This window comes from Paracnuella aquatica, assembly GCF_003332885.2.
GTDB classification, from domain to species: Bacteria; Bacteroidota; Bacteroidia; order Chitinophagales; family Chitinophagaceae; genus Flavisolibacter; species Flavisolibacter aquaticus.
The window spans coordinates 1-22,717 of the sequence record NZ_QOWJ01000020.1; the positions used below are offsets into that span (position 1 = coordinate 1).

General features: G+C 50.2%; 22 protein-coding genes and 1 riboswitch. Of the genes, 13 read left to right on the plus strand and 9 right to left on the minus strand.

Features of this window, described 5'->3' with window-relative positions; all coding sequences use genetic code 11:
• Window positions 1-299 precede the first annotated feature (299 nt).
• Complete coding sequence (locus DRJ53_RS19815) at window positions 300-1,031, minus strand: membrane or secreted protein (RefSeq protein ID WP_162303939.1); 732 nt, start codon at window positions 1,029-1,031, stop codon at window positions 300-302.
• Window positions 1,032-1,239: 208 nt separating this feature from the next.
• On the opposite strand from DRJ53_RS19815, the gene DRJ53_RS21380 reads away from it, so the two are divergent.
• Complete coding sequence (locus tag DRJ53_RS21380; protein ID WP_155523233.1) at window positions 1,240-1,416, plus strand: hypothetical protein; 177 nt, start codon at window positions 1,240-1,242, stop codon at window positions 1,414-1,416.
• Between the two features lie 3 nt (window positions 1,417-1,419).
• Here DRJ53_RS21380 and DRJ53_RS19820 read toward each other — a convergent pair whose 3' ends face one another.
• A complete protein-coding gene (locus tag DRJ53_RS19820) occupies window positions 1,420-1,881 on the minus strand; it encodes a DUF4268 domain-containing protein (protein ID WP_114237416.1) in 462 nt (153 codons plus the stop codon).
• Between the two features lie 586 nt (window positions 1,882-2,467).
• Between DRJ53_RS19820 and DRJ53_RS21385 the strand changes: the two genes are divergently transcribed.
• Both DRJ53_RS21385 and DRJ53_RS19830 read left to right on the plus strand, forming a co-directional pair.
• Entirely contained in the window at window positions 2,468-2,617 is a 150-nt protein-coding gene (locus tag DRJ53_RS21385) for a hypothetical protein (protein WP_155523234.1), read from the plus strand.
• Window positions 2,618-2,716: 99 nt separating this feature from the next.
• Complete coding sequence (locus DRJ53_RS19830) at window positions 2,717-3,241, plus strand: GNAT family N-acetyltransferase (RefSeq protein WP_114237458.1); 525 nt, start codon at window positions 2,717-2,719, stop codon at window positions 3,239-3,241.
• 8 nt (window positions 3,242-3,249) lie between these two features.
• Here the strand turns inward: DRJ53_RS19830 and DRJ53_RS19835 are convergent, their stop codons facing one another.
• Entirely contained in the window at window positions 3,250-4,461 is a 1,212-nt protein-coding gene (locus tag DRJ53_RS19835) for a GNAT family N-acetyltransferase (protein ID WP_114237418.1), read from the minus strand.
• A 126-nt stretch (window positions 4,462-4,587) separates the two neighbouring features.
• Here DRJ53_RS19835 and DRJ53_RS19840 point away from each other — a divergent pair, with 126 nt between their 5' ends.
• The 3 genes from DRJ53_RS19840 (at window position 4,588) to DRJ53_RS19850 (ending at window position 11,233) form a co-directional block, all read left to right on the plus strand.
• Window positions 4,588-7,338 carry a TolB family protein gene (locus tag DRJ53_RS19840; protein ID WP_114237419.1) on the plus strand — a complete coding sequence of 917 codons (2,751 nt, stop codon included), beginning with the start codon at window positions 4,588-4,590 and terminating at the stop codon, window positions 7,336-7,338.
• Between the two features lie 398 nt (window positions 7,339-7,736).
• Complete coding sequence (gene gcvP / locus DRJ53_RS19845; RefSeq protein ID WP_114237420.1) at window positions 7,737-10,628, plus strand: aminomethyl-transferring glycine dehydrogenase; 2,892 nt, start codon at window positions 7,737-7,739, stop codon at window positions 10,626-10,628.
• Window positions 10,629-10,894: 266 nt separating this feature from the next.
• Window positions 10,895-11,233 (plus strand): hypothetical protein, encoded by a 339-nt coding sequence (locus tag DRJ53_RS19850; RefSeq protein WP_114237421.1) that lies wholly within the window; start codon window positions 10,895-10,897, stop codon window positions 11,231-11,233.
• 426 nt (window positions 11,234-11,659) lie between these two features.
• Here DRJ53_RS19850 and DRJ53_RS19855 read toward each other — a convergent pair whose 3' ends face one another.
• From DRJ53_RS19855 to DRJ53_RS19875, 5 genes are all read right to left on the minus strand, one after another.
• The gene (locus DRJ53_RS19855) at window positions 11,660-12,322 is read right to left on the minus strand and encodes a response regulator transcription factor (protein WP_114237422.1); all 663 of its coding nucleotides are present in this window, start codon (window positions 12,320-12,322) and stop codon (window positions 11,660-11,662) included.
• A gap of 3 nt (window positions 12,323-12,325) precedes the next feature.
• A complete protein-coding gene (locus DRJ53_RS19860) occupies window positions 12,326-13,030 on the minus strand; it encodes a sensor histidine kinase (protein WP_162303940.1) in 705 nt (234 codons plus the stop codon).
• Between the two features lie 2 nt (window positions 13,031-13,032).
• Window positions 13,033-13,677: a hypothetical protein gene (locus tag DRJ53_RS21435; RefSeq protein WP_162303941.1), complete on the minus strand. Its 645-nt coding sequence runs from the start codon at window positions 13,675-13,677 to the stop codon at window positions 13,033-13,035.
• A 6-nt stretch (window positions 13,678-13,683) separates the two neighbouring features.
• On the minus strand, window positions 13,684-14,079 hold the full coding sequence (locus DRJ53_RS19870) for a hypothetical protein (RefSeq protein ID WP_114237425.1): 396 nt from the start codon (window positions 14,077-14,079) through the stop codon (window positions 13,684-13,686).
• Window positions 14,080-14,208: 129 nt separating this feature from the next.
• Complete coding sequence (locus tag DRJ53_RS19875; protein WP_114237426.1) at window positions 14,209-14,925, minus strand: EcsC family protein; 717 nt, start codon at window positions 14,923-14,925, stop codon at window positions 14,209-14,211.
• 558 nt (window positions 14,926-15,483) lie between these two features.
• Window positions 15,484-15,604: riboswitch (SAM riboswitch) on the plus strand.
• A 145-nt stretch (window positions 15,605-15,749) separates the two neighbouring features.
• Here DRJ53_RS19875 and DRJ53_RS19880 point away from each other — a divergent pair.
• From DRJ53_RS19880 to DRJ53_RS19910, 7 genes are all read left to right on the plus strand, one after another.
• Entirely contained in the window at window positions 15,750-17,033 is a 1,284-nt protein-coding gene (locus DRJ53_RS19880) for a homoserine dehydrogenase (RefSeq protein ID WP_114237427.1), read from the plus strand.
• Between the two features lie 53 nt (window positions 17,034-17,086).
• Complete coding sequence (locus tag DRJ53_RS19885; protein ID WP_114237428.1) at window positions 17,087-17,428, plus strand: hypothetical protein; 342 nt, start codon at window positions 17,087-17,089, stop codon at window positions 17,426-17,428.
• 175 nt (window positions 17,429-17,603) lie between these two features.
• Window positions 17,604-18,053 carry an Hsp20/alpha crystallin family protein gene (locus DRJ53_RS19890; RefSeq protein ID WP_114237459.1) on the plus strand — a complete coding sequence of 150 codons (450 nt, stop codon included), beginning with the start codon at window positions 17,604-17,606 and terminating at the stop codon, window positions 18,051-18,053.
• Window positions 18,054-18,212: 159 nt separating this feature from the next.
• A complete protein-coding gene (locus DRJ53_RS19895) occupies window positions 18,213-19,130 on the plus strand; it encodes a lytic transglycosylase domain-containing protein (RefSeq protein WP_114237429.1) in 918 nt (305 codons plus the stop codon).
• A 164-nt stretch (window positions 19,131-19,294) separates the two neighbouring features.
• On the plus strand, window positions 19,295-20,104 hold the full coding sequence (locus DRJ53_RS19900) for a sterol desaturase family protein (protein WP_114237430.1): 810 nt from the start codon (window positions 19,295-19,297) through the stop codon (window positions 20,102-20,104).
• 83 nt (window positions 20,105-20,187) lie between these two features.
• Window positions 20,188-21,258, plus strand: a complete 1,071-nt coding sequence (locus DRJ53_RS19905; protein ID WP_162303942.1) for a S41 family peptidase — start codon at window positions 20,188-20,190, stop codon at window positions 21,256-21,258.
• A 102-nt stretch (window positions 21,259-21,360) separates the two neighbouring features.
• On the plus strand, window positions 21,361-21,732 hold the full coding sequence (locus DRJ53_RS19910) for a Dabb family protein (RefSeq protein WP_114237432.1): 372 nt from the start codon (window positions 21,361-21,363) through the stop codon (window positions 21,730-21,732).
• A 323-nt stretch (window positions 21,733-22,055) separates the two neighbouring features.
• On the opposite strand, the gene DRJ53_RS19915 is transcribed toward DRJ53_RS19910, so the two are convergent.
• Complete coding sequence (locus tag DRJ53_RS19915) at window positions 22,056-22,649, minus strand: hypothetical protein (RefSeq protein ID WP_114237433.1); 594 nt, start codon at window positions 22,647-22,649, stop codon at window positions 22,056-22,058.
• Between the last annotated feature and the right edge of the window lie 68 nt (window positions 22,650-22,717).

Consider the following 22,717-nt stretch of genomic DNA (forward strand, 5'->3'; position numbering starts at 1 on the left):
GGGAGTGCAAAGATAAAGATAATTACACCAATCAACCAAAAGTTTTTTGAGAACCTTTCCAAAAACAACCAAAAACCAAAAAAACTTTAAGCGAAACAACAAAGAACTAAATGAAGAAAACTGCCCGCTGTAATGGTATGAACAACCGCGGCCTGCAAAGATAAGAGGGTTAGGTAATTCAATGCAAATAAAAAGCGCAATAAAAGGAACTTTTATTGCGCTTTGACGAAGGGTTAACGATTGGTGGTTATATTCCCTTATATACTTACGGTGTTTCCTTCATCGTAAATAATTCACGATTACTTTCTACCCCGGCTCCATACTTCATGTATATCATCGCCACGAGAACTTTTGCCACTGTGGTGCCAGTTGCCTCCTTCCACTTTGCCGGAAAAAGATAATGAAGTTCCTACCCTGCTACTATCCCGGGAGAAAAAGTCGATGTGCTCCGTGTACTTGCCATCAGTAAAAGTGTAGCGGCCGCCGCCGGTTCCGTAAAAGCCTTTAGCGCCCGGATCAATGGCAACCCACTGAAACATCGAACCAGTTAACAGCTTCACGGTTTTACGGGTGCCTGTTTGGTGAATGGTTTGCATGCTGCCGTCTTGCATGCGTTGGGTTATTTGCCAGGCACCGGCCAATGGGCTTTGGCCTGCATCGAGTTGCGTCCATCTTTTTGCAACGCCATCTTTTGCAGTGGTCACCAAATTATTGCCAGTGCCCGAAGTTGCAACAACCGATTGGGTGCCCACATTGTCCGGCGTTTGCGTGTCGTATTCCCATTTAATATGCAAGCCATCAGCTTTTCGTTCAAATGGGCCGCCTTTGGTAAAGAGGAAGGTTTTACCTGCATAAGCGGTATGTGAAAGGTATCCGTCAGTTGCTATTAAAAGATGTGCAGTATCGCCGGTTTTCATTTGCCAGGCACCTTGCAGCGTTTGCTGTGGCGGTTGCGGTTTTCTTAGAAAAGCTGCCAGCACAACTAAAGATGCAGACAACATTAAAAACCTGGTTATTGTTCTTGTTCGCATGGCAAGTATATTTTGGGTGAATGAATGTAAAAACAAATTGTATCTGTCCGGTGGAAAAGGTACGATTCATTAGTGCCGCATTGATCAAAAACCTTGTTTAACAAACCTTTGCCGATAATAAACGCCTATTTACCGATAAACGGGTTCCAATATTTAAAATTGAAACCTATTTTTGGCGACCTAAACCTTTCGAAATTTAAAATATCCGATGAAAAAATACTTGACTGAAAAGAACGCCCTCACTGTGATGGTAAGCCTCTTCTGCTTTGTAATGATGATCGTATCCTTTGTAAAAGACCAGTCCCTGTGGCAATCGGTTGCTTTTGCTTTGGCGTTCAGTTTTTCGGTAGAATTGATCTGTCACCGCGCCAAGGAAAACAGCTAAGCCTTACCGAAGCGCTTCGAAGCTATAACGGGCCTCGCTCCAAAATGCATCCAGCGCCCTGATGCGGGGTTTGAAAAAAGAAACAAGCGCCGGCCAGTCATCCTTTCTAAATACAGAAACATTAGGCAATTGCTGATACACCCGGCTGAACGCTTTTCCGTTTTCATCCTCGGCTTCGTGCTGCCAGGTCCAGCTTTCACCCAGGTGCGCTTCTAATATTTTTTTTACCTGCTGCAGTTGCTCCATAAACAAATGGCGCACACCCGCATCGGGGTGGCGCATTTCAATGCCGATGGTTGCTGCATTGCTGCCGGCATCCATGCGAAACTGCACATGCTTTTCGCCGGTTTTGTAATTGATCCAATTGATTTTTTCGCCATCCGCGGAATGTACGGGGGCCATATACAACCCAAAGGCAGTCCAAAATTCCTGGCGAATACGTGAGGCTTCCTGACGGGAAAACATAGGCTAAAATTAGGGATGGACGCCAAAGAAAATGCAACGCAACCATTAATAAAGACTTGCAGCCAGCCAAAGAAAATAGAGTGCCGTTCGAAAAAATGGCATGTTATTTCCTAATAGCAAAGAAAACCAATGTTATGAAAGCGAATAGTAAACCCGTACAGATGAACCAAGTGAGTTTGAAGCAGGTCCAGTCGAAAATCGCCGTATTCCTGATCTTATTCTTTGTCATTTTTGGCGCAGCCAGCTTGTATATGTTGCTCAACAGCCCTGCCTAAATAAATTTTATTTCAACTCCATAGGTTTTGAAAAAGCTTCCGGTTCGGTACCCATGACAGCAATGTGCTCATTGCACCCATAACCGATCTTACCGCAAAAAACTTTGCAACAAAGCCACCCCTTGGGTGGCTTTGTTCATTTAGCAAAATGCAGTTTATTATTTCAAATAATTGCACGCAGCAATCAGTCGTTGGGGTAAACCGTCCACACCAAAATTTAGCAAAAGGCCTTAAAACAAGCGCTTTCCGCTTTAAAACGAAATGGCACGCTTTTGCACTTATAAAGGGTAAGTAGATAAAATTGAATTTTTATGAACCTGAATCGTGAGCATGAAAAAATGGTAACGGCACCTGTTAGAGAAGACTTCAACTGGGGCGCCACCATCACCGTGTTGCTGCTGTTGCTGGCATTTGTAGGCGCATCTTTTTATGTATTGGTAAGTAGCTATATGGCTGTATGATAAAACACTGTACCCATTGAAGCATCGAGAACTGTACCATTGAAAACTAAGGGGGCCTGAAGCGGCCCTTTTTTTATGCCCGCCATTTATCTTCGCGGCATGAGCCTTTCATTATCGATTGTACCCGCCAAGCAAGAAGATGTTCCATCTATTGTGCACCTGGTAAACAGCGCCTACCGCGGCGACACATCCCGCAAGGGATGGACCACCGAAGCCGAACTACTCGAAGGCATCCGGGTGGATGAAGCGGGCATCAAGCAATTATTGGCTGATGCAAACACCACGCTTTTAAAAGCAACGACTGAAGCCGATGAACTGGTTGGCGTGGTACAATTGGAGCAGCAGGGCACTTCCATGTACTTGGGCATGCTTACCGTAAAACCCACACTGCAAAACGGGGGCATCGGCAAACAATTGATGGTGGCCGGCGAAAACTTGGCTAAAGAAAAAGGCTGCGCCAAAATGGTGATGACCGTTATTTCAGTCCGGCAGGAATTGATTCAATGGTATCAATCGAAGGGCTACACCATCACCGGCGATCGCAAGCCTTTTCCCACCGATCCAAGATTTGGCATCCCCAAACAGCCGCTTGAATTTATTGTGATGGAGAAACCACTCGCCTAAAATTCAAATTAAGAGGGCAATGCTGCCGCTTCCTCAACGATTATAGGAACCACATTTTTGTGCAGCCAAAGTGTGCCACTGTCCGACTGTTTCACTAAATCATCATTGCTTTCGGTGAAACCGGATTTTTCAAAAAATGGCCGTACCGGGTCGGTTTCCGGCACGGATAACATAATGGCAACGGCGCCATGGTCCATCATTTTGGTTTCGGCTCGCTGCAGCAAAAACCGGCCGGTGCCCCTGGCCCGGTGGTGCACCAGCACATACAGGTGCAGCAAGTGAAAACGCCCCGATGCGCCAGCTGCAAAAGCAATAAACCCAACCGGCAGGCCGGCATTAAACACCAGCATAAAACGGTGGCCGCGTAACCAAGCCTGGCGCAACGCCTCAAGCGATTGCCATTGCCGCAACTGGGCCTGTTCTGCACCTCCCACAGTTTCTTCTGCTTCAGCAAGGGCATGCGTTACCAACAAGTGTACTTGCGGCAACTGGCTTGGGGCAACCTCCTGCACATCCCACACCGGCGCCAGCCGAAACAGCCGTTCGGAGGTTCGGTAATGCAGGCGCAGCAACTGCCGGCTCAGGTGCACCGCCAGGAACAGGGAAAAAAGAGCACCACACACCAGCAGCAATTCCGAAACATACTGGGTAAGCCAGTGGTTTTCGCTGAGGAGCAAAAACGCATCGTAGGTGCCGTGCAAAAAGGCGGCACCCAACAGCCCGCACAGCAATAAAAGCGGCCGCCGGGCAGGATCGAATTTGGCTTTGCCGGCAAAATATCCCATCACTACTGCAAACGATGCATGGGCCGGCACCGAGGTAAACATGCGCAAAATTGCCACCTCGTAGCCGTGGCGCCAGATGTAGCCGGCATTTTCAAGCGTGGCAAAACCCATGCTCACCATCACCGCGTACACAATACCATCCAAAGGCTCATCGAAGCTGGAACGGGTAAAACCATAACTGCGCAGCATTAAATATTTGGCGCCCTCCTCTACCAGTCCCACCACGAAATAAGCAGTGAATAAGGTTTCGGGAATGGAATGCGGTGTGGAGCGAAATAAGCGCAGCTCGATGACTCCCGCCGGCAACACGGCCAGCATGCCCAGCAAAAAAGAGACGAGCAGGTAACGGGCCGGCTCGGGGTTATGCGCATCTTTGTAAAAAAAGAAAAAGCAAATGGCCAATCCCGGGGCAACTGCAAGAGCCGTGAGCAACATGCTTTTTTGTTTGAGTTAAGATAACAACCATCCACCAAAATGCGTTGAATGTGGCAGACCATCCGCGCATTTTTTACCCCTTTACACTACGCTATAACGCAACTTACTTATCCTAACTTGTGCCCTATGCACCGCATTTTTGTTTTGGCCTTTCTTTTTTTCTTGCAGAATGGTACCCAGGCACAGCAGTTTGGTGGTTTTGCACCCCGTACCCGCTGGCAGCAGATCGACACCGATACGGCGCGGATTATTTTTCAGTCCCAATCCGAAACACAGGCGCAGCGCATAGCAGCCCTGGTGCACCGCATGGCAGCAACGAGACCGCAGCCGTTGGGCAACCGCATCGACAAAATAAATGTAGTGCTGCATCCCAACACCACGCTGGCAAATGGTTATGTGGGCCTCGGGCCGTGGCGCAGCGAATTTTACCTGATACCCGGCTCCGATATTTTTGCGCAGGGCAATGTGCCCTGGTACGAACACCTGGCCATCCACGAATACCGGCATGTGCAGCAATACAGCAACATGAACCGCGGCCTGTCCAAAGCTTTCCGGGTGCTCCTGGGTGAGGAAGGCCAGGCATTTGCCAACTCGCTGGCGGTGCCCAACTGGTTTTTTGAAGGCGATGCCGTTCATTCCGAAACGGTGCTGACGCCGCAAGGCCGCGGCCGCCTGCCCCAGTTCATGAGCGGGCCTGCATCCATTTGGCTGGCGGGGCGCAACTACAGCCTGATGAAATGGATGAACGGGTCGCTAAAAGATTTTGTGCCCAACCATTACCAGTTTGGCTACCTGCTTACCAACTATGGCTACACCCAGTTTGGCGATGCATTTTGGGGCAAGGTAGTGCACGATGCCAGTGCATACAGGGGCCTGCCTACACCCATGCGGTCGGCAATAAAAAAACACAGCGGCATGCGGTTCCGCAATTTTGTGCAGGAAGCGTTTAGGGATTACCGTGAGGAGCTGCCCCGCCCGAAAGAAGCACAGCCAATGGGCCTGGTCCGGCAGCAGTTTTTCCCGCAAATGATCGGGCAGGATTCACTGCTTTTTCTTGAAAGCTCCTATCGCCACCTGCCGCGGTTTGTTTTACAACACAACAGCAAACAAAAAGTACTGAAGCTGCGGCATATTTCATCGGAAGACTGGTTTGCTTATCGCAACGGCAAAATTGTGTACACCGCCTACAATACCGATGCACGCTGGAGCCTTACCAATTACAGCAACATCGTGGTGCTGGATATGGCCACGGGCCGGGAACGAACCCTCACCAAAAAGCGCCGCTATTTTACCCCGGATATTTCGCCGTCGGGTAAAAAGCTGGCAGCTATAGAAATTGACCCCAGCACCCGCAGCAGGCTGCACCTGCTGGATGCCGAAAACGGCGACCTGCTGCAGGAGATGACCATTGGCGAAGGCACCATGTTGCTGCACCCCCGGTTTATTGATGAAGAAACGCTGGTAATGGTACACCGCCGCCGCAACGGGTCGATGGCGCTGCACCGCTGGAACCTGGCTACCGGTGCGCAGGAAATGTTGCTTTATGCTGGTTACAATACACTCGGCTATCCATTTGTGTCGGAGGGAAAAATATACTTTACTTCCAGTGCCTCCGGCACCGATGATTTGTATTCGTTTGATGCTGCAAGTGGCAAATTGCAGCGCCTAACCGAGACGGAAACGGGCAATTATTTTGTTTCGGCAAAAGGGGGCAACATTTATTTTGCGCAATTCACTGCCAACGGGCTGGAACTGCAAACCGGCACGGCCCAGGGCCAGCCGCTGGCAAAGGAATACCTGGCCAATGAACGGGAACGCTTTGCTCCATCCAGCGACAGCTTTAATATTTTACAAACACCAACGCAACGCTTTGCTACCAAGCGATACCGCAAAAGCACGGGCCTCGTGAACCTGCACAGCTGGCGCCCCAATTACGAAGACCCCGAGTTCCTTTTTTCGGCGTACAGCCAGAACATTTTAAATACGCTGGATGCAACCGCCTATTACCGGTACAACCAAAATGAGCGATCGCACGGTGTGGGTGCCAACATAGCCTATGGCGGCCTGTACCCGGTGATTACCGGCGGCGCCGAATACACATTTAACCGGCGGCTGCGTACGCCGCGCCAAACACAACTTTTTGACCAGGCCGAAGCCAATGCCGGGTTTTACATCCCACTAAATTTTTCGGGCGGCAAAACGTACAAGTTCCTGCGCTTTGGTTCCAGCGTGGTGGTAAACCGGCTGATGCCCAGTGGAAAGGAAAATCCCTACCAGGCCAGTACCCGCACTTACCTGCAACATTCGGTATCGTTCAGCCACCAGTTACCCCGGGCCCGGCAGCATATTTTCCCGCGATGGAGCTTGGCCATTGCGCCTTCGCTGCGGCACCAATTGGATGGCGCCGGCCGGCAGTGGCTGGTGAACGGACAAATGTCGCTGCCATCGATACGCAACCACAGCTTGGTGCTGGCGGGTTCGGTGCAGCTGGCTGATACTGGATTGGTGCTGTTCAGCAACCGTTTTGCCAATGCCCGAGGCTATGCCGATTATTACCTGCCACGGATGTGGCGCGTTTCGGCCAACTACCACCTCCCGCTCTTTTACCCCGACTGGGGCTTTGGTGGATTGCTTTATTTTATGCGCATCCGCGCCAACGTTTTTTACGACTACCAGCGAGCCTGGTGGCCGGGCCGCATTAGCCAGCGGGCACTGCGCAGCACCGGCACCGAGTTGTTTTTTGATACCAAATGGATGAACCAGTTGGATGCTACCATCGGCTTGCGCTACAGCTATTTGCTGGATGAAGGTTTTGGCGGGAATGGCAGCCGGCATAATTTCTCAGTGGTGTTGCCGGTGGATCTGTTGCGGCAGTAGGTAAAGTCTGTTTTAATCTTTACTCAAAACAAAAAGCCGAACTTTTTGGTATTCCTTTTAACGGTAAATAAACGGCAACGCGTAAGCCAAAAGCCTTTGCCGTTTGTTCATATAAAAATGCATGAATGATGTTAGTGTTTGCTGAAACCAAATGAAAAATAAAAATGGTTGGAGCTTCAAAATGTCGTGTGCAATTTAATGCAGCAAGCTGCCATATAAACCGAGCTGTAGCTGCATCTTTTTTTAGCTAAAAAACCTGACGAATTATATAGTAAAACTGCACTCCTTTAGCGATTCATTTAATCGAAAACGTTTAACAGTGCAACATTTGCGCAAACCCATATTTGTAGCCAAAGGGGGTTAACTTTGCCCCCAAATTTCAAAGCACCCCATATTATATGAGCTTTTTGGAAAGACAAGCAACGGAATTCCAGCGCCGCCATATCGGTCCCGATGAAGCCCAGATGCAGGAAATGCTCCGCGTGATCGGCGTTTCCAGCCTCGACGAACTGATTGACAGCACTGTGCCCGCCGACATCCGGATGAAGAAGGACCTGGACCTGCCGGCCGCTATGAGCGAAAACGAATACCTGCAACACATCAAGGAAATCTCGATGCAGAACAAGGTGTTCAAAAACTACATTGGCCAGGGTTATTACGACACCATCACGCCCAGCGTGATCCTGCGCAACCTGTTCGAAAACCCAGGCTGGTACACGCAGTACACGCCATACCAAGCCGAAATTTCGCAGGGCCGCCTCGAAAGCTTGCTCAACTACCAAACCATGGTGAGCGACCTTACCGGCCTGCCCATTGCCAACGCATCCTTGCTTGATGAGGGCACCGCTGCCGCCGAAGCCATGGCGCTGTTTTTTTCTTTCCTGAACAAGTCGGAAAATATTACCCGTCCAAAGTTTTTTGTAGACACCGAAGTGTTTCCACAAACGAAGGATGTATTGATTACCCGCGGCACACCGCTCGGCATTGAGCTGGTATTTGGCGACTACCGCGAGGCGCAACCCGACGCCACTTATCTTGGTGCACTGGTGCAATACCCCAACGACAAAGGCTCCATTGAAGACTACCGCAATTTTATCCAGCAAATGCATGGCGCCGGTGCCTTTGTAGCCATGGCCACCGACCTGCTTGCTTTAACCCTACTCACTTCTCCGGGCGAACTGGGTGCTGATGTAGCCTTTGGCTCGGCACAGCGCTTTGGCGTGCCACTTGGGTATGGCGGTCCGCATGCTGCTTTTTTTGCAGCAAAAGACGAGTTCAAGCGCAACATGCCCGGCCGCATCATTGGCGTAAGCATCGATGCACAGGGCAACCGTTCGCTGCGCATGGCGCTGCAAACCCGTGAGCAACACATCAAACGCGAAAAAGCCACTTCCAATATCTGCACGGCGCAGGCACTGCTGGCCAACATGGCCGCTATGTACGCTGTGTATCATGGTCCTGATGGCCTGATCAATATTGCCAAACGCATTGCGCTGCTTGCACAAACCCTGGCCGAAGCCGTACAGCACCTGGGCTTCACCGTGGTGCACAACCATTTCTTTGATACCGTTGTGGTAAAAGTGGATGATGTAACGCCGTACCGCCAAAAAGCCGAACGCCAGCAACTGAACTTCCGTTATTACGACGGGCAGCATATTGGCATTTCACTGGATGAAACCACATCGCCTTCCGACCTGTTTGATGTGATCAACTCGTTTGTAAATGATGTGGACCCGGTTACTTACCAGATCGATCATAATGCAACGCTTGCGCATATTCCATCGGCACTTACCCGCACATCCGAGTTCCTAACGCATCCGGTATTCAACTCGCACCACAGCGAAACCAAAATGATGCGCTACATGCGGATGCTGGAAGGCAAAGACCTGTCGCTGAACCACAGCATGATTGCACTGGGCAGCTGCACTATGAAGCTGAATGCCGCATCGGAAATGATCCCGCTAAGCTGGACACACTGGAGCAAGATCCACCCGTTTGCACCAATGGCGCAAGCCGGCGGTTACCAGTTTATGGTAAAAGAATTGAGCCGCTATCTTTCAGAGATTACCGCATTTGATGCCTGCAGCCTGCAACCCAACAGCGGTGCACAGGGCGAATATGCCGGCCTGCTTACCATTAAAGCCTACCACGAAAGCCGCGGCGATCATCACCGCAACGTGATGCTGATCCCGATTTCGGCACACGGCACCAACCCTGCTTCGGCGGTAATGGCCGGGATGAAAGTGGTGGTGGTAAAAGCTTTGGAAAACGGCTATATCGACGTGGCCGACCTTAAGGCAAAAGCCGAACAACATGCCCAAAACCTGTCGGGTGTGATGATCACTTACCCAAGCACCTACGGCGTGTACGAGGAAACGGTAAAAGAGATTACAGCCATTATTCACCAGCACGGCGGACAGGTATATATGGATGGCGCCAACATGAATGCGCAGGTGGGCCTTACAGCTCCCGGCCTTATTGGTGCCGATGTGTGCCACCTGAACCTGCACAAAACCTTTGCGATTCCACACGGTGGCGGTGGCCCCGGCATGGGACCTATTTGCGTAAAGGCACACCTGGCGCCGTTCCTGCCCGGTCACGTAGAAATTGGCCAGAAAACCGAAGGCGCACAAGACGGCGCAGCCGGTGCCGTTAGCGCAGCGCCTTATGGTTCTGCATCCATCCTGCTCATTTCTTATGCGTACATCCGCATGCTGGGTGCCGATGGTGTTCGGAAGGCAACTGAGTTTGCCATTTTGAATGCCAATTATATGCGGGCACGGCTGAAGGAGCAATTCGATATTTTGTACACCAACAGCAACGGCGAATGTGCACACGAGTTTATTGTGGACCTGCGGCCATTTAAACGTACTGCTGAAATTGAAGCCGAAGACGTGGCCAAACGCCTGATGGACTACGGTTTCCACGCGCCTACCATGAGTTTCCCGGTGCCGGGCACCATCATGATCGAGCCAACGGAAAGCGAAGACAAAGAGGAACTGGATCGTTTTTGCGATGCGCTGTTGTCCATCCGCCGCGAAATTGCACTGGTTGAAGAAGGCGCATTGGACAAAAAAGACAACCCGCTGAAAGCGGCACCGCATACGCAGGCTATGGTTTGCAGCGACGACTGGAAAAAATCATACAGCCGCGAAATGGCAGCATTTCCGCTGGCTTATTTAAAAGGCAATAAATTTTGGCCTTCGGTGGCGCGGGTAAACAACACCTACGGCGACCGCAATCTGCAATGCACCTGCGAGCCCGTAAGTGCATATGCCGAGGAATCGTAAAATCAGTTTTACTGCAAGCGAAATGCTTTGCTAATAAAAAAAGTCCCGGATCACCGGGACTTTTTTTATGCGTTTTGCCGCAGCAGATAAAAGAAAACTGCCAAGCCAAGGCTGCGTTTTTCCGGATTTTAGACAGAATCAGCCATGATATTAAACTAATGACGCATTTATCACATATAATTACGTAAAAATACGGTACCTCTACCCGTATTAACCGTGTACAGATGATGAAAAGGGAATCATAACTTAGAGCCACAAACCCGTTTATGACCACTACCATCACAGCCCAGAACATTGATCTCTGGGAAGCCTGGGTCGATGTACAATATGCCGACGAACAACCCACCGCAACACTCTTTGTAATAGGCGATGTAGTAGTAAACAATTTAATCCTGGAACCGCGGTTTGAAAAGCGGCTATCCCTGCCCGAGCGGCCCGACTGGCTGCTGCTGGAAATTGTGCCGAATGTGCTGTGTGAGGAAGGCACCGAAATGGAAATTGTTTATGCCGAAAAACTTACCAACGTTAACCAGTACGCTGGTGTGATGATCATGGTAGGCGGTGAAGTAATTGTGGAGATGAACGACCTCGACATTATTTATTAACCCGGCCCTTCGATATAATTAACGGGAACCAACCAATTCCCTGAACGAGCAGGCATCCGGCCAGGATGTTATCTAAATGCACCAAAACCAACTGCAAAAGGTTCTTCAGTAATGAAGAACCTTTCTTTTTAGATTCAAGCCAGTTTGGTTTTCTTGCTGCGTATTATTATCATTTAATAGTAACGATTACAACGGGCTGCACATTTTAGTAAAATGATTTTCGGATGCGCATGAGTGTTTACTTATTTAAATAAACGCGTTTCAACAGGAAATGGTCAGTGCTCTTTTTTTGGCAATGGCTGTTTTTGGGGCTGGAGATGCCGAAACGAGTTCGGCATGACAGTGCGGGAAGGTTTGCGGGGCTACTTCTTTTGCTGGTGTAATTGGGTATTCAACATGAATATTGCTGTCGATGCCCCGCGGTGCCTATACTTTGTACAGGTGGTGCTTGATGGCATAGACCACGATGCCTGCCATATTGCGCACATTCATTTTTTCCTGGATGCGCTCCCTGTGCCCTTCCACGGTGCGAACGCTAAGGCCGAGCCGGGCAGCAATTTCTTTATTGGACAATTCCTCGCAAATCATCTGGATGATCTCCACTTCACGGGCCGAAAACTCGGGTTCCTTTGCATGGTTACGCGGGTCGAACTTGCTGGTGGCAATCAGTTTAGCCAGTTTGCGCGATGTGTTGCCGCAGTAATACACTTCGCCGTCCACCACCGTTTCAATGGCGGCCACAATTTCCTGCTTCGATGCATTTTTGAGCAGGTAGCCACGGGCCCCGGCTTCCAGCATGTCTACAATCAGGTTTTCCTCGTCAAACATGGAAAGGGCAATGACCGGCAGTTTTGGAAATTCTTTTACCAGTTGGCGGGTGGCTTCAATGCCGTCCATCTGCGGCATTTTAATATCGGTGATCACCACATCGGGGTGCAAGGTGCGTACCAGGTAAAGGAGCTCCACGCCGTTCGATGCTTCGCCAATGGTTTCAATGGTGGGTTGTTTTTTGAGCATCACCTGCAAACCGTCGCGAAACAGTTCGTGGTCGTCGGCAAGTACTAGGCGCAGTGGGGTGGTTTTGTTCATTGTTTAAACGGGAACCTCAAAAGTATAGCGTGTGCCCTTATTTTTCCCTGATTCTACAAACATTTTTCCGCCGATCATCTCGGCGCGGTTCAGCAGGTTGCGCAGGCCCAGGCCCGAACTGCTTTTTGTTTTTTCATAATGATCAAAGCCAACGCCATCATCGGCGGTCTCGAGCACCACCATGCCGTCTTTTTGATACAGGCTGATGTTGATTTGGGTGCCGCCCGAGTGGCGCAGCGCATTGTGCACTACTTCCTGAACAATGCGGTACAGGTGGATGGCTTTTTCCTCGGCCACCACTACCCCATCGGTGGCATGAAACTGCACCTGCATGGCGGCGCCTGCTGAAACCTGCTCGATATAGCCCTGCAGTGCAGCCGACAATCCTTTGCGGGTAAGCGAGCTGGGCAGCAGGTCGTAAGAGATTTCGCGGATGCGCTGAATAAGGCCGTCGATATGCAGGCAGGTTTTTTCCAGTTGTACCCGGTCGGTTTCGTCGGGCAGCTCAAACGATGAGATGCGCAGCTTTACGCTGGAAAGATTGGGGCCAAGCTCGTCGTGCAGATCGGCGGCTATGCGGGCCCGCTCTTGCTCCATGGCCGTAATTTCGGCCATCAGGCTTTGGCGGTACAGGCGCAGGTTGCGGCGCTGCTGCCGCACTAAAGAGATGATGAAAAATAAGATGATGGCCCCTAAAATGAGGCTCACGATCAATATGTAAGTGTAAAGGCCAGTTTGCGCGGCATCCATAGGATTGCAAAAGCGTAAATGATGTTACAAATGCAGTTAGACCAACCAAAGATAGCTTGCATACCGGAACGAAATTCCTTGCTGAGTTGTGTGCCGTACAACCAAAAAACTTCAGTAACAATAGAAGCTGTAAAAAAAATAATAAAAGCACAGCAAAATAGAAACACTGCGTTTTTAAACAAATTACTCCGTTCGGTTACCAGTAGTTTGTTGATCATATGCATAGACAAAAACACAATCAACACAGCACAGTAAATGTAGAAATACGAATAAAAAGCATTTAGTCCGCTTATAGCGGCTTCGGTAATAAACCAACCGATGGTTGATAAGAACAGTATAAAGAAAGTTCTATGCTCAAAGAGCCGTAGATTTTTGAATTGCCAGATAATCAACAACGTCTCAACCAAATGAAACAGGTTGAAATTGTAATAATTATAGAATCCTAATGAAATGATGGTGAGGCTAACTACTTCGTTGAGCAGCCCCAGCCACATTAGCAATAGGAAAGGAAAATAAACAGGGTTGATCCGCTTGTAGCAGACCAACCCTGTTATTGCAGGCAAGAGTACTGACGATAGTAAAATAATCTCGTTTACAGAGTACATATCACCCTAAGAGTTAAGCGGGGAAGGTTCAGGACAATTTTCCGGGCAACGGGCACCGTTGTCCAGCAAAACGCCGTCATCTTCTGCCGATTCCTGGGTAGCCAAACGGGCAATGGTGTCTTCCGATGCAGGTAAGATATCCCGTCCCTGGGCGTCCACACCTACAAAAACCAGGTGTACCTGGTCCTGTTCGTTCATGGCATAATAAGCACGAACGCCAACGCAGCTTTTTTGCGCCAGCAATTCATCAAAGCCCGCCCGGTCAAATGTTTCGCAAATGGGCAGGATGCTTTCATGTTTAAAGCTTGGTGCAATGATTTTTTTCTTTTCCTGGCGGTAGCGTTTGGTCATGGCTATGGCCGCTTTTTTGGTGATGCGGTGGTCTTTTTTTACAATTTCCATGGTGGTGGTTTTGGTCTGGCAAGATGGAGATTTTTTTAGTTATGGCATAGGGTATTTCTACCCAAGCACACCGCTGGCCTACATCGCAGTTTTACCATGCCCCTGTCTTACCCGTTGTTATCCACCCAATCACGGCTCCATGATGCGCATCCGGTAAGCATTCATGGCGGTTTCGCCCAGTTGTTTGATGAGGCGGTAATTGACCACCAGCCCCACCGCGGCGCCAATACCGGGAATCAGTTGCGCCAGTTTGGCCAGGTCAATATAGTCGCGGTACTCCTGCTGAAAAGCCCGCCAGTCGAACTGGCTGCTGTCGTCGGGCAGCGCCGCTTTTTTGGCTTCCCAGTGTTGCATTTTTTCAAAAACCTGCCGCCGGTGCTGGCGGCTGCTGAAGGCCAGCTCAAAGATGTGCAGCAAAAAAACCCGCTCCTTGTAATCGGTGAGGTCAAAGCCATACATGCTGCCCACATCGAACAGCATTTTGAGCTTGATGCCCAGCAAAATGGGAAAGTCAGCCATAGCCATTAAAAAGCCGCCGGCGCCGGTAATGCCGCCTTCTGCCGCTGCGGTGTGCTGGTAGGTTTTTATGCGCTGCATGATCTCGGTTTCGCGGGCCATCAGGTCGGTAACCGGCGGGTGGGGCTTGGAAATATATTTGGCGCCGTACAGCACCCCTTGCACCATTTTTTTGATGGTGGCCGTAATGGCTACGTGCACCTTTTCGGGGATGATGCGGTTGATGCGGTTTTGGGCGGCCTTGCTCAGGTACCCGGCCAGGTTGGGCTTGCGGCTCATCCGGTGTTTCCATTCCTGTAGTTCGGCGTAGGCCTGCTGGTTGTAGCTCATGGGCGGGGTGTTGGGTTGAAGGTAAGAAAGGGTTGGTGGATCGCTAATGTGGTTTTGATTTAATTGAATGGCGCATTGTTCAAAAAGCTGCGTTTGATTTGGATGTTTTTACTTTTTTGCTCCTGCAAAAAAGTAATAAAAAAGCAGGCCCGAGATCAAATGACAACCTGATCTCGGGATTGCGCCTTGATTGAGCTTTGGTGCTACTGTGGTGAACGGCTTTGGATCATTATTCAGCAATGAGGTTCATCATTTAAATACTTCGTTTGCCCAAACAATCTGGGTTGATGCTTTCGGTGCAGCAGCTTGCCTGTCATGCTGAGCACAGCGAAGCATCTGAGCTGCGCAAAGCGCACAATTGTGGTCAGCTCAGATCCTTCCTTCGTCAGGATGACCAGAGCAAAAGTTCCTTTTCTAGTCAATTGATTTAGCCGGTAAGCATCCTCATTTTTGGTACTGTTTCACTGGAACACAAATGCCACAAAAAATTTTAACACCAGATTTTTTCTACTAAATAAATAGTGCCACCTTATCTTTGCGCCAGTTCTTTAACTGCATCGCTTATCCAGAAAGGCTGAGGGAAATGGCCCTTTGAAGCCTTGGCAACCTGTTTTTTTACCACTGTGTAAAAGGATAAGGTGCCAATTCCAACCACGTACCATACGTGGGCAGATAAGTCAGAACCCAAGCCTTTATTTTTCCCATGATATTGCGCCCTTCTGATTTATCGGAAGGGCTTTTTTTATGCCCCACAGCGCCGCCGGACAAGCCTGCATTTTACCTGATAACCGCCCATTTTTTTGGCAATAAAACACCCCTTTTTCATGAGCAGTGCAAACAATCTTACGATCGGACTTTTTGGCTTTGGCGTAGTAGGCGAAGGCATTTACCAGATATTGCAGCAAACACCGTCGCTGCAGGCAAGCATCCGTAAAATTTGTGTAAAACACCCCGAAAAGCCGCGTAATGCACCGGCCAGCCTGTTTACCACCGATGCGGCCCTGCTGCTGAACGACCCCGAGATCAACGTGATTGTGGAACTGATCGACAATGCCGATGATGCGTACAGCATTGTTACCACTGCGCTGAAAAGCGGCAAAGCCGTGGTAAGCGCCAACAAAAAACTGATTGCCCACCACCTGCCCGAACTGTTGCAACTACAGGAGCAACACAATGTGCCGTTTTTATACGAAGCATCGGTTTGCGGCTCCATCCCGGTGATCCGCAACCTGGAAGAATATTACGACAACGACCTGCTGCGCGGCATTTGCGGCATTGTAAACGGCTCCACTAATTATATCCTCACCAAAATTTTGGCCGAAGGCCTGCCCTATTCCAAAGCGCTGCAACAGGCGCAGGACCAGGGTTTTGCCGAAAGCGACCCCACACTGGACGTAGAAGGCTTTGACGCAGTAAACAAACTCACCATTTTGCTGGCGCATGGCTACGGCATTGTGGCCAACCCCGACGAACTGCTGACCCGCGGCATCACGCAGATCCATGCTTTTGATGCCGGTTATGCCGCGGAAAAAGGGTTTCAAATTAAACTCACAGCGCAAGCCAAAAAGTTAAGCAATGGCGATGTGGCTGCTTTTGTGCTGCCCCAACTGGTTACCGACGAAAGCCAGCTGTTTGCAGTGCGCAACGAATACAATGGCGTGGTGATTGAAAGCTCTTTTTCGGACAAGCAATTTTTATACGGTAAAGGCGCAGGCCGGTTTCCAACGGCATCGGCCGTGCTGAGCGACATTTCGGCGCTGCGCTACCAATACCGCTACGAATACCGCAAATTAAAATCGGAGCAGCGCCCCAACCTCACCGATGATTTTTACCTGCGGGTGTTTGTAAGCTATGCCGCCGACGGCGATGTGGAGCGCAATGATTTTGAGTTTATTGAAGAAGCTTACCTCAACGACAAGCGCCAGTTTTTTATCGGGGTAATTCGTTTCAGTAAGCTTAAAGAAGCCCAATGGCTGCGCAAACCGCAGGTGTCGCTGCTGGTGTGCCCCAACGGCATTATTGAAAGCATTGAATTGCGCCAGCTGAAAAAACGCAGCCTCGAACTGGCCGGAGTAAATAGCCTTGCCGGTGCGTATTTGCTGAACTAGTCATACCGTTATTGCGGTATGGAAATTTATGTTGTTGCGCCAAAGCAAAACTTATGGCAACAGCAGACAACAACCGCGGCCCTAACGAAGACCGCAATACGGCCTCGGGCCGCGGCGAGCAGCATTCGTCCATACCCAACGACCTGCCGGAAAGCGACGACGACCGCAGGCACCTGCAACCGGAAGAAACGGTGATCAACCTGCCCGATGTGTCGGACATTCCGGGCCAGGAAAACGTGACCGTGCCCCGCATGGAATCGTTTGCAGATGTAACGGCTTCATCAGCCGACGAAGAAGGCGAATCGGTTTTTGGCGCGGACGACGACCGCACGGCGCATACCTCAATGGGGCAGGATGAAGATCAGGGCGACGAAGCCGTTAAAGGAACGCCTTAATGTAATGGCACAAAGGTTCAAAAAGGTCAGGCTTGCTGAAAAATTTGCAGCCCGATGCTGCAAATTTTTCAGCAAAAAGCCACCGGCACACTGCTTGAACAAGTGAACTGGTTTCGGTTCTTTTTAGAATGTTATGGAAACAAGATTTTTAAAACATTTAAAAAAGGAGGAAATTATGTCACTCGTAAAAAGAAACGACCGGCTGATGGATATGCCGCTCCTCTTCAACGACCTGTTTACCAAAGACCTTTGGAACTGGGGATTGAGCAACAACTCGAACACCAACACCACTATTCCGGCGGTAAACATCAGGGAAACTGCCGAACATTTTGAAGTGGAAGTGGCGGCGCCGGGCATGAAAAAAGAAGACTTTTCGGTTGAGTTGGATGGAAACACCCTCACCATCCGCAGCGAACGGCAGGAAGAACGGGAACAAAAAGAAGGCGAACGATACAACCGCCGCGAGTTTAGTTACCAGTCGTTCCAGCGCATGTTTACGCTGCCGAAAGATGTGGTGGACGTGGACCGGATAGCGGCCCGCTACGAAAATGGCCTGCTGCAGCTGGTGATCCCGAAAAAGGACGAGGCAAAGCAGCGCCCGCCGCGGACCATCCAGATTGCTTAACACTTATTTAAAAAAGCGCAATGCACCCGCTGCTGCACCCAATTAAACGGGCCCGCAGCCGCGGGTGTTTTTTATTTTTAGTAGCTTGACGGTTCGTAAAAACGGCACCGCCAGCACAGGCACCTTTTTTGCGACCTTAACCGTTCAACTTTACCGCGTATGAAACCCACCCTTGCCCACATACTTAATTTTGGCGCTGGCGCCCTGCTTACCTTGTTCCTGGTGGTGCAGTTTGGCTTTAGGGAAGACCGCCGCACCGACGAAAAGACCAAAGCGCAAAACGAAGCGAAATGGGCGCCTCCTGCCCTGCCGAAGCAAATGAGTTTTGCCGGCGAGGCCGTGCCCATGGAGCGGTGGGATGTGCAGGAGCGGTTCGACCGCGAATTGCTATTTAATTTTTACAGCCCGGCCAATGTGTTGTATTTAAAAAAACTGTCCAACCGGTATTTCCCCATTATTTCCGAACGGCTGAAAGCCAATGGCATCCCCGACGATTTTAAATACCTGTGCGTGGCAGAAAGCAACCTGCTGAGCGGTGCCACTTCGAGGGCCGGAGCCAAAGGGTTTTGGCAGTTTATGGATGCGACGGCACCGGGTTATGGCCTCACCAGCAACACGCAGGTGGATGAACGTTCGGATATCATCAAATCGACCGATGCGGCCAGCAAGTATTTGAAAAATGCATATGCCAAATTTGGCAACTGGACGGCCGCTGCGGCATCGTACAACTGCGGTATGGGCGGCTACAACGGGCAGGCTACATTCCAGCAAACAATGAACTATTACGACCTGCTGCTGCCGGAGGAAACCAACCGGTATATTTTCCGCATCCTCACGTTTAAGCACTTGTTGGAAAACGCCGAAACACTGGGCTTTAATGTAGCAGAAGAAGACTTGTACAAAGAAATTCCGTACCGCGAGGTAACGGTAAACGCTTCGATTGCCAACCTGGCGCAGTTTGCCATCGACAACGGCACCACGTTTAAAATTTTGCGTAGCATGAACCCTTGGCTGAAAAGCCGTTCGTTAACGGTTAGTGGCGGCAAAACTTATGTGCTGCGGCTGCCGGCGGAATGATGGCGGGGCGTGAAACGTGAAACGGCAAACGTGAAAAGTTGATTGTTACATGCAACAGCTTTTTCGACTTTTGCCTTTTTTACTTTCCACTTCCTTCGAACTTTTTACCCCTATCGGAGTTATTATTTCGGGCCGCCATTAACCATCAACCTTATTTTATTTTCATGGAGCAACTTCCCGATTTTTCACAGCCTCTTTGGTTTATAGTGGCTACCGTGGTGGTGTTTGCCGTGGTGGTGGGCCGATATTTTTTAATTGCCGGATTGTTTCACGTTGTTTTTTACCGCTACAAACCGGGCCGCTGGCAGCACCGAAAGATCAACCACCGCGATTATAAAAAAGGCCAGTTTCGCAAAGAAGTGCAGTGGAGCATGATCACGGCCGCATTGTTTGCCGTGGCTGGTGCGGGTACCGCAGTATTGTGGCAAAAAGGCTATACGCAGTTGTATGATGACGTGCATGCTTACCCGCTGTGGTGGCTGCCCGTTAGTTTGATCATTGCTATGCTGCTCCACGAAACGTATTACTATTGGCTGCACCGCTGGATGCACCACCCAAAAATTTTCCGCATCGTGCACAAGGTGCACCACGATAGCAATATTACTTCGCCATGGACCGCATTTTCATTTCACCCGCTGGAAGGCTTGCTGCAGGCCCTGTTCCTGCCCGCATTGTTGTTGGTTTTGCCCATGCATTTGTATGTGCTCATCATCCAGCTTACGTTGATGACGTTTAGCTCCGTGGTCAATCATTTGGACATTGAAGTGTACCCGAAAAATTTTCACCGCCATTTCCTTGGCCGCTGGTTGATTGGTGCCACGCATCACTCGCTGCACCACAAGCAGTTTAAGTACAATTACGGCTTATACTTTACTTTTTGGGACAAATGGAAAAACACCGAGAGCCCGCTGTACGCGAAACTGTTTGAAGAAAAAACCGGCCCGGCGGCTCCCAAAGCACCGGCCGCAAAATAAGTGGTGCGCCCTGTAACGTTTGCTGCAGGTGCACCGTTACATTTGATGCCCGCACAATAATGCGGGCATTTTATTGCAACCATATGAAGTTCACATTTGCTCCTTTTCTGTTCCTTTTATTTTTTTCCTGTTCCACCGCCCGCCATGCATCCCGCCGGTTTGATGCAACCAAAGATTTCGAAGCCTTTTGGCAAAGCTTTCAGCAACGCTATGCGCTGTTTGATATAAAAGGCGTGCAATGGGACAGTGCTTACAAACAGTTCCGGCCGGCGGTAACGGCACAAACAAACGTAAGCGAACTGGTGGAGATACTGGGTAAAATGGTGGCGCCACTCCGCGATAGACACATCACCATTTCAAAAGGGGATGAAGTGCTGTACCGCGGCAGCCGCAATTCCGCCTTTCGCGAACTGATGCGCGGAAGAGAAGCGCAGTTTTGGAACATGGTGGATCAAAACCTTAATCGGTCCGGCTTTGGCGCCATCAATGGCGTTGGGCCTAAATACAAAGAAGAGGCGCTTTTTTATACTGGTGCTGCGCCAGATGCGGCGTATATCCGCATTACACGTTGCTTCGGCGCCGTAGCAAGTTTGTACAGCGATGAAGCAGAAGCAAAAGACCTGGCTGAAATGTTGCGGCTTTGGGATAGCCTATTGGTGGCCTATGGGCCCAAACAAAAATTGATCATCGACCTGCGGGGCAACGGCGGCGGGCATGGCGGCCGCGAAATGGCCAGCCGCTTGCTGGCTGCACCAACGGTTACACACAGCATTGCACTCCGCGATTCGGCGGGCGGCTTTGGGCCCGCGGCGCCACAACTTTTAGCACCACACAGCGGTGTGCGTTTTTTAAAAAATGTGGTTTTAATAACCAGCGACCGCACCGCCAGTTCGGCTGAAGATTTTGCGCTGTCGCTGGTGCAGCAGCCACATGTACAGCGGGTGGGCATGCCCACTGCCGGCATGTTTTCCGACATGTACAACCTGACGCTGCCCAGCGGGCTGGAAGTTACGTTTTCCCACCAGCTATACCTTGATACAAACGGGCAGCCGCTGGAAGACAAAGGCGTGCCGGTGCAGGTACAGGTGGCCAACACTGCAGCGGATGTTGAAAACGGCACCGATCCGGTTTTGCAAAAAGCACTGGCATTATAAAACATGCGGCAATAAAATATCGCAGCCGTGCATACTTAATTTAAAAACAAGGGCGTTGCGCAAAAACATGTTTGCTTATCTTGGCCCTCCAACAACTTCCATATGAAAATAATATTCACCTTACTGTTTGCATTATTTATGACCCAGACCAACGCACAGCAAAACGACAAATTACTGCGCCATGTAGTGCTGTTTAAGTTTAAAGAAACGAGCAGCGCAGCCGATGTAAAAAAAGTGGAAGATGCTTTTCGTGCACTGCCTTCCAAGATCAAAGAAGTAAGAGGTTTTGAGTGGGGCACCAACAACAGCCCCGAGGGATTAGCCCAAGGTTTTACGCATTGCTTTTTTGTAAGTTTTGCTTCGGAAAAAGACCGCGAAGTGTACCTGCCGCATCCGGCGCATGCCGCCTTTGTGGAAGTGCTCAAGCCGCACCTCGATAAAGTTTTGGTAATCGATTATTGGGCAGGTAAATAACCTGCCTTTTTTATTTCGTTACGCTGCCGTTTTCAATGGATGATTTTTCTGCACATTGATGTGCAGCCGTAGCTGGGGTTCACGAAAAAACGGTTCGTGATGAGCCTAGTGCAGAATGAAATGGTGGTATTTCAATATTGATTAAATCGCATTGCTTTAAAAGTAAGCTCTGCTACGCAGTATCTGTCATGCCGAACTTGTTTCGGCATCTCCTTATGCTTTGGTAAACTCCGCGAGGTGTAGGGGATGCCGAAACAAGTTCGGCATGACAACCCTAAATTTCAGAAATACAAATTGATAGCGGAATAAAGAAAGCATCACCCCTACCGCTCCACCAACCCATTAACCAACGACTTCCATTGCAGCTTTGAAAAAGCTGTCACGGCACCGGTAGCCACGGCGGTGTTGCGGGCTTTGTCCACTATTTTTTCTGCGCTAAAATTGGGCTTTTCATTGCGGCCATGCACTTCGGCGCTTACGGTGTTGCCAACCCGCCGCACTATAAAATTGGAAGTAGCTTCATCGGAAAAAAAGTGCGCCACATCTGCATGCTCATTGAGCGGGCTGCTGGCCGGCCGCACCCTGATAATGGTGCAATCGTCTTCTTTTTCCACCGCCTCCACCCGCACCCAGTCATAGCCGTCGCCAGTTTGCGGGCCGGGGCCGGGAATGTCTATTTTAAAATAGTCGCCAGGCTGTGGTTCGCGTTCCACTACGGCGCCAGCGCTATCGGTAAGGGCAAACGATGCGCTGCCGGCGCCTGCCCACTCCTGCCACCGCCACACCTGCAACAGGCGCTCCTGCACCTGTGTATAAAACTGCTGCGCTGCGGCCTCGGTATCAAACTCCTGTGATGAAACGGTGTCGGTTTGTACGCCGGAATGGTGTTCCGGGATACGATCATCGGGAAACGCCATGGGACAAAGTTTTGGTAAACAACAAAAACGGGTGTGAACCGTGCCCTACCCGCAACCATCACGTTGCG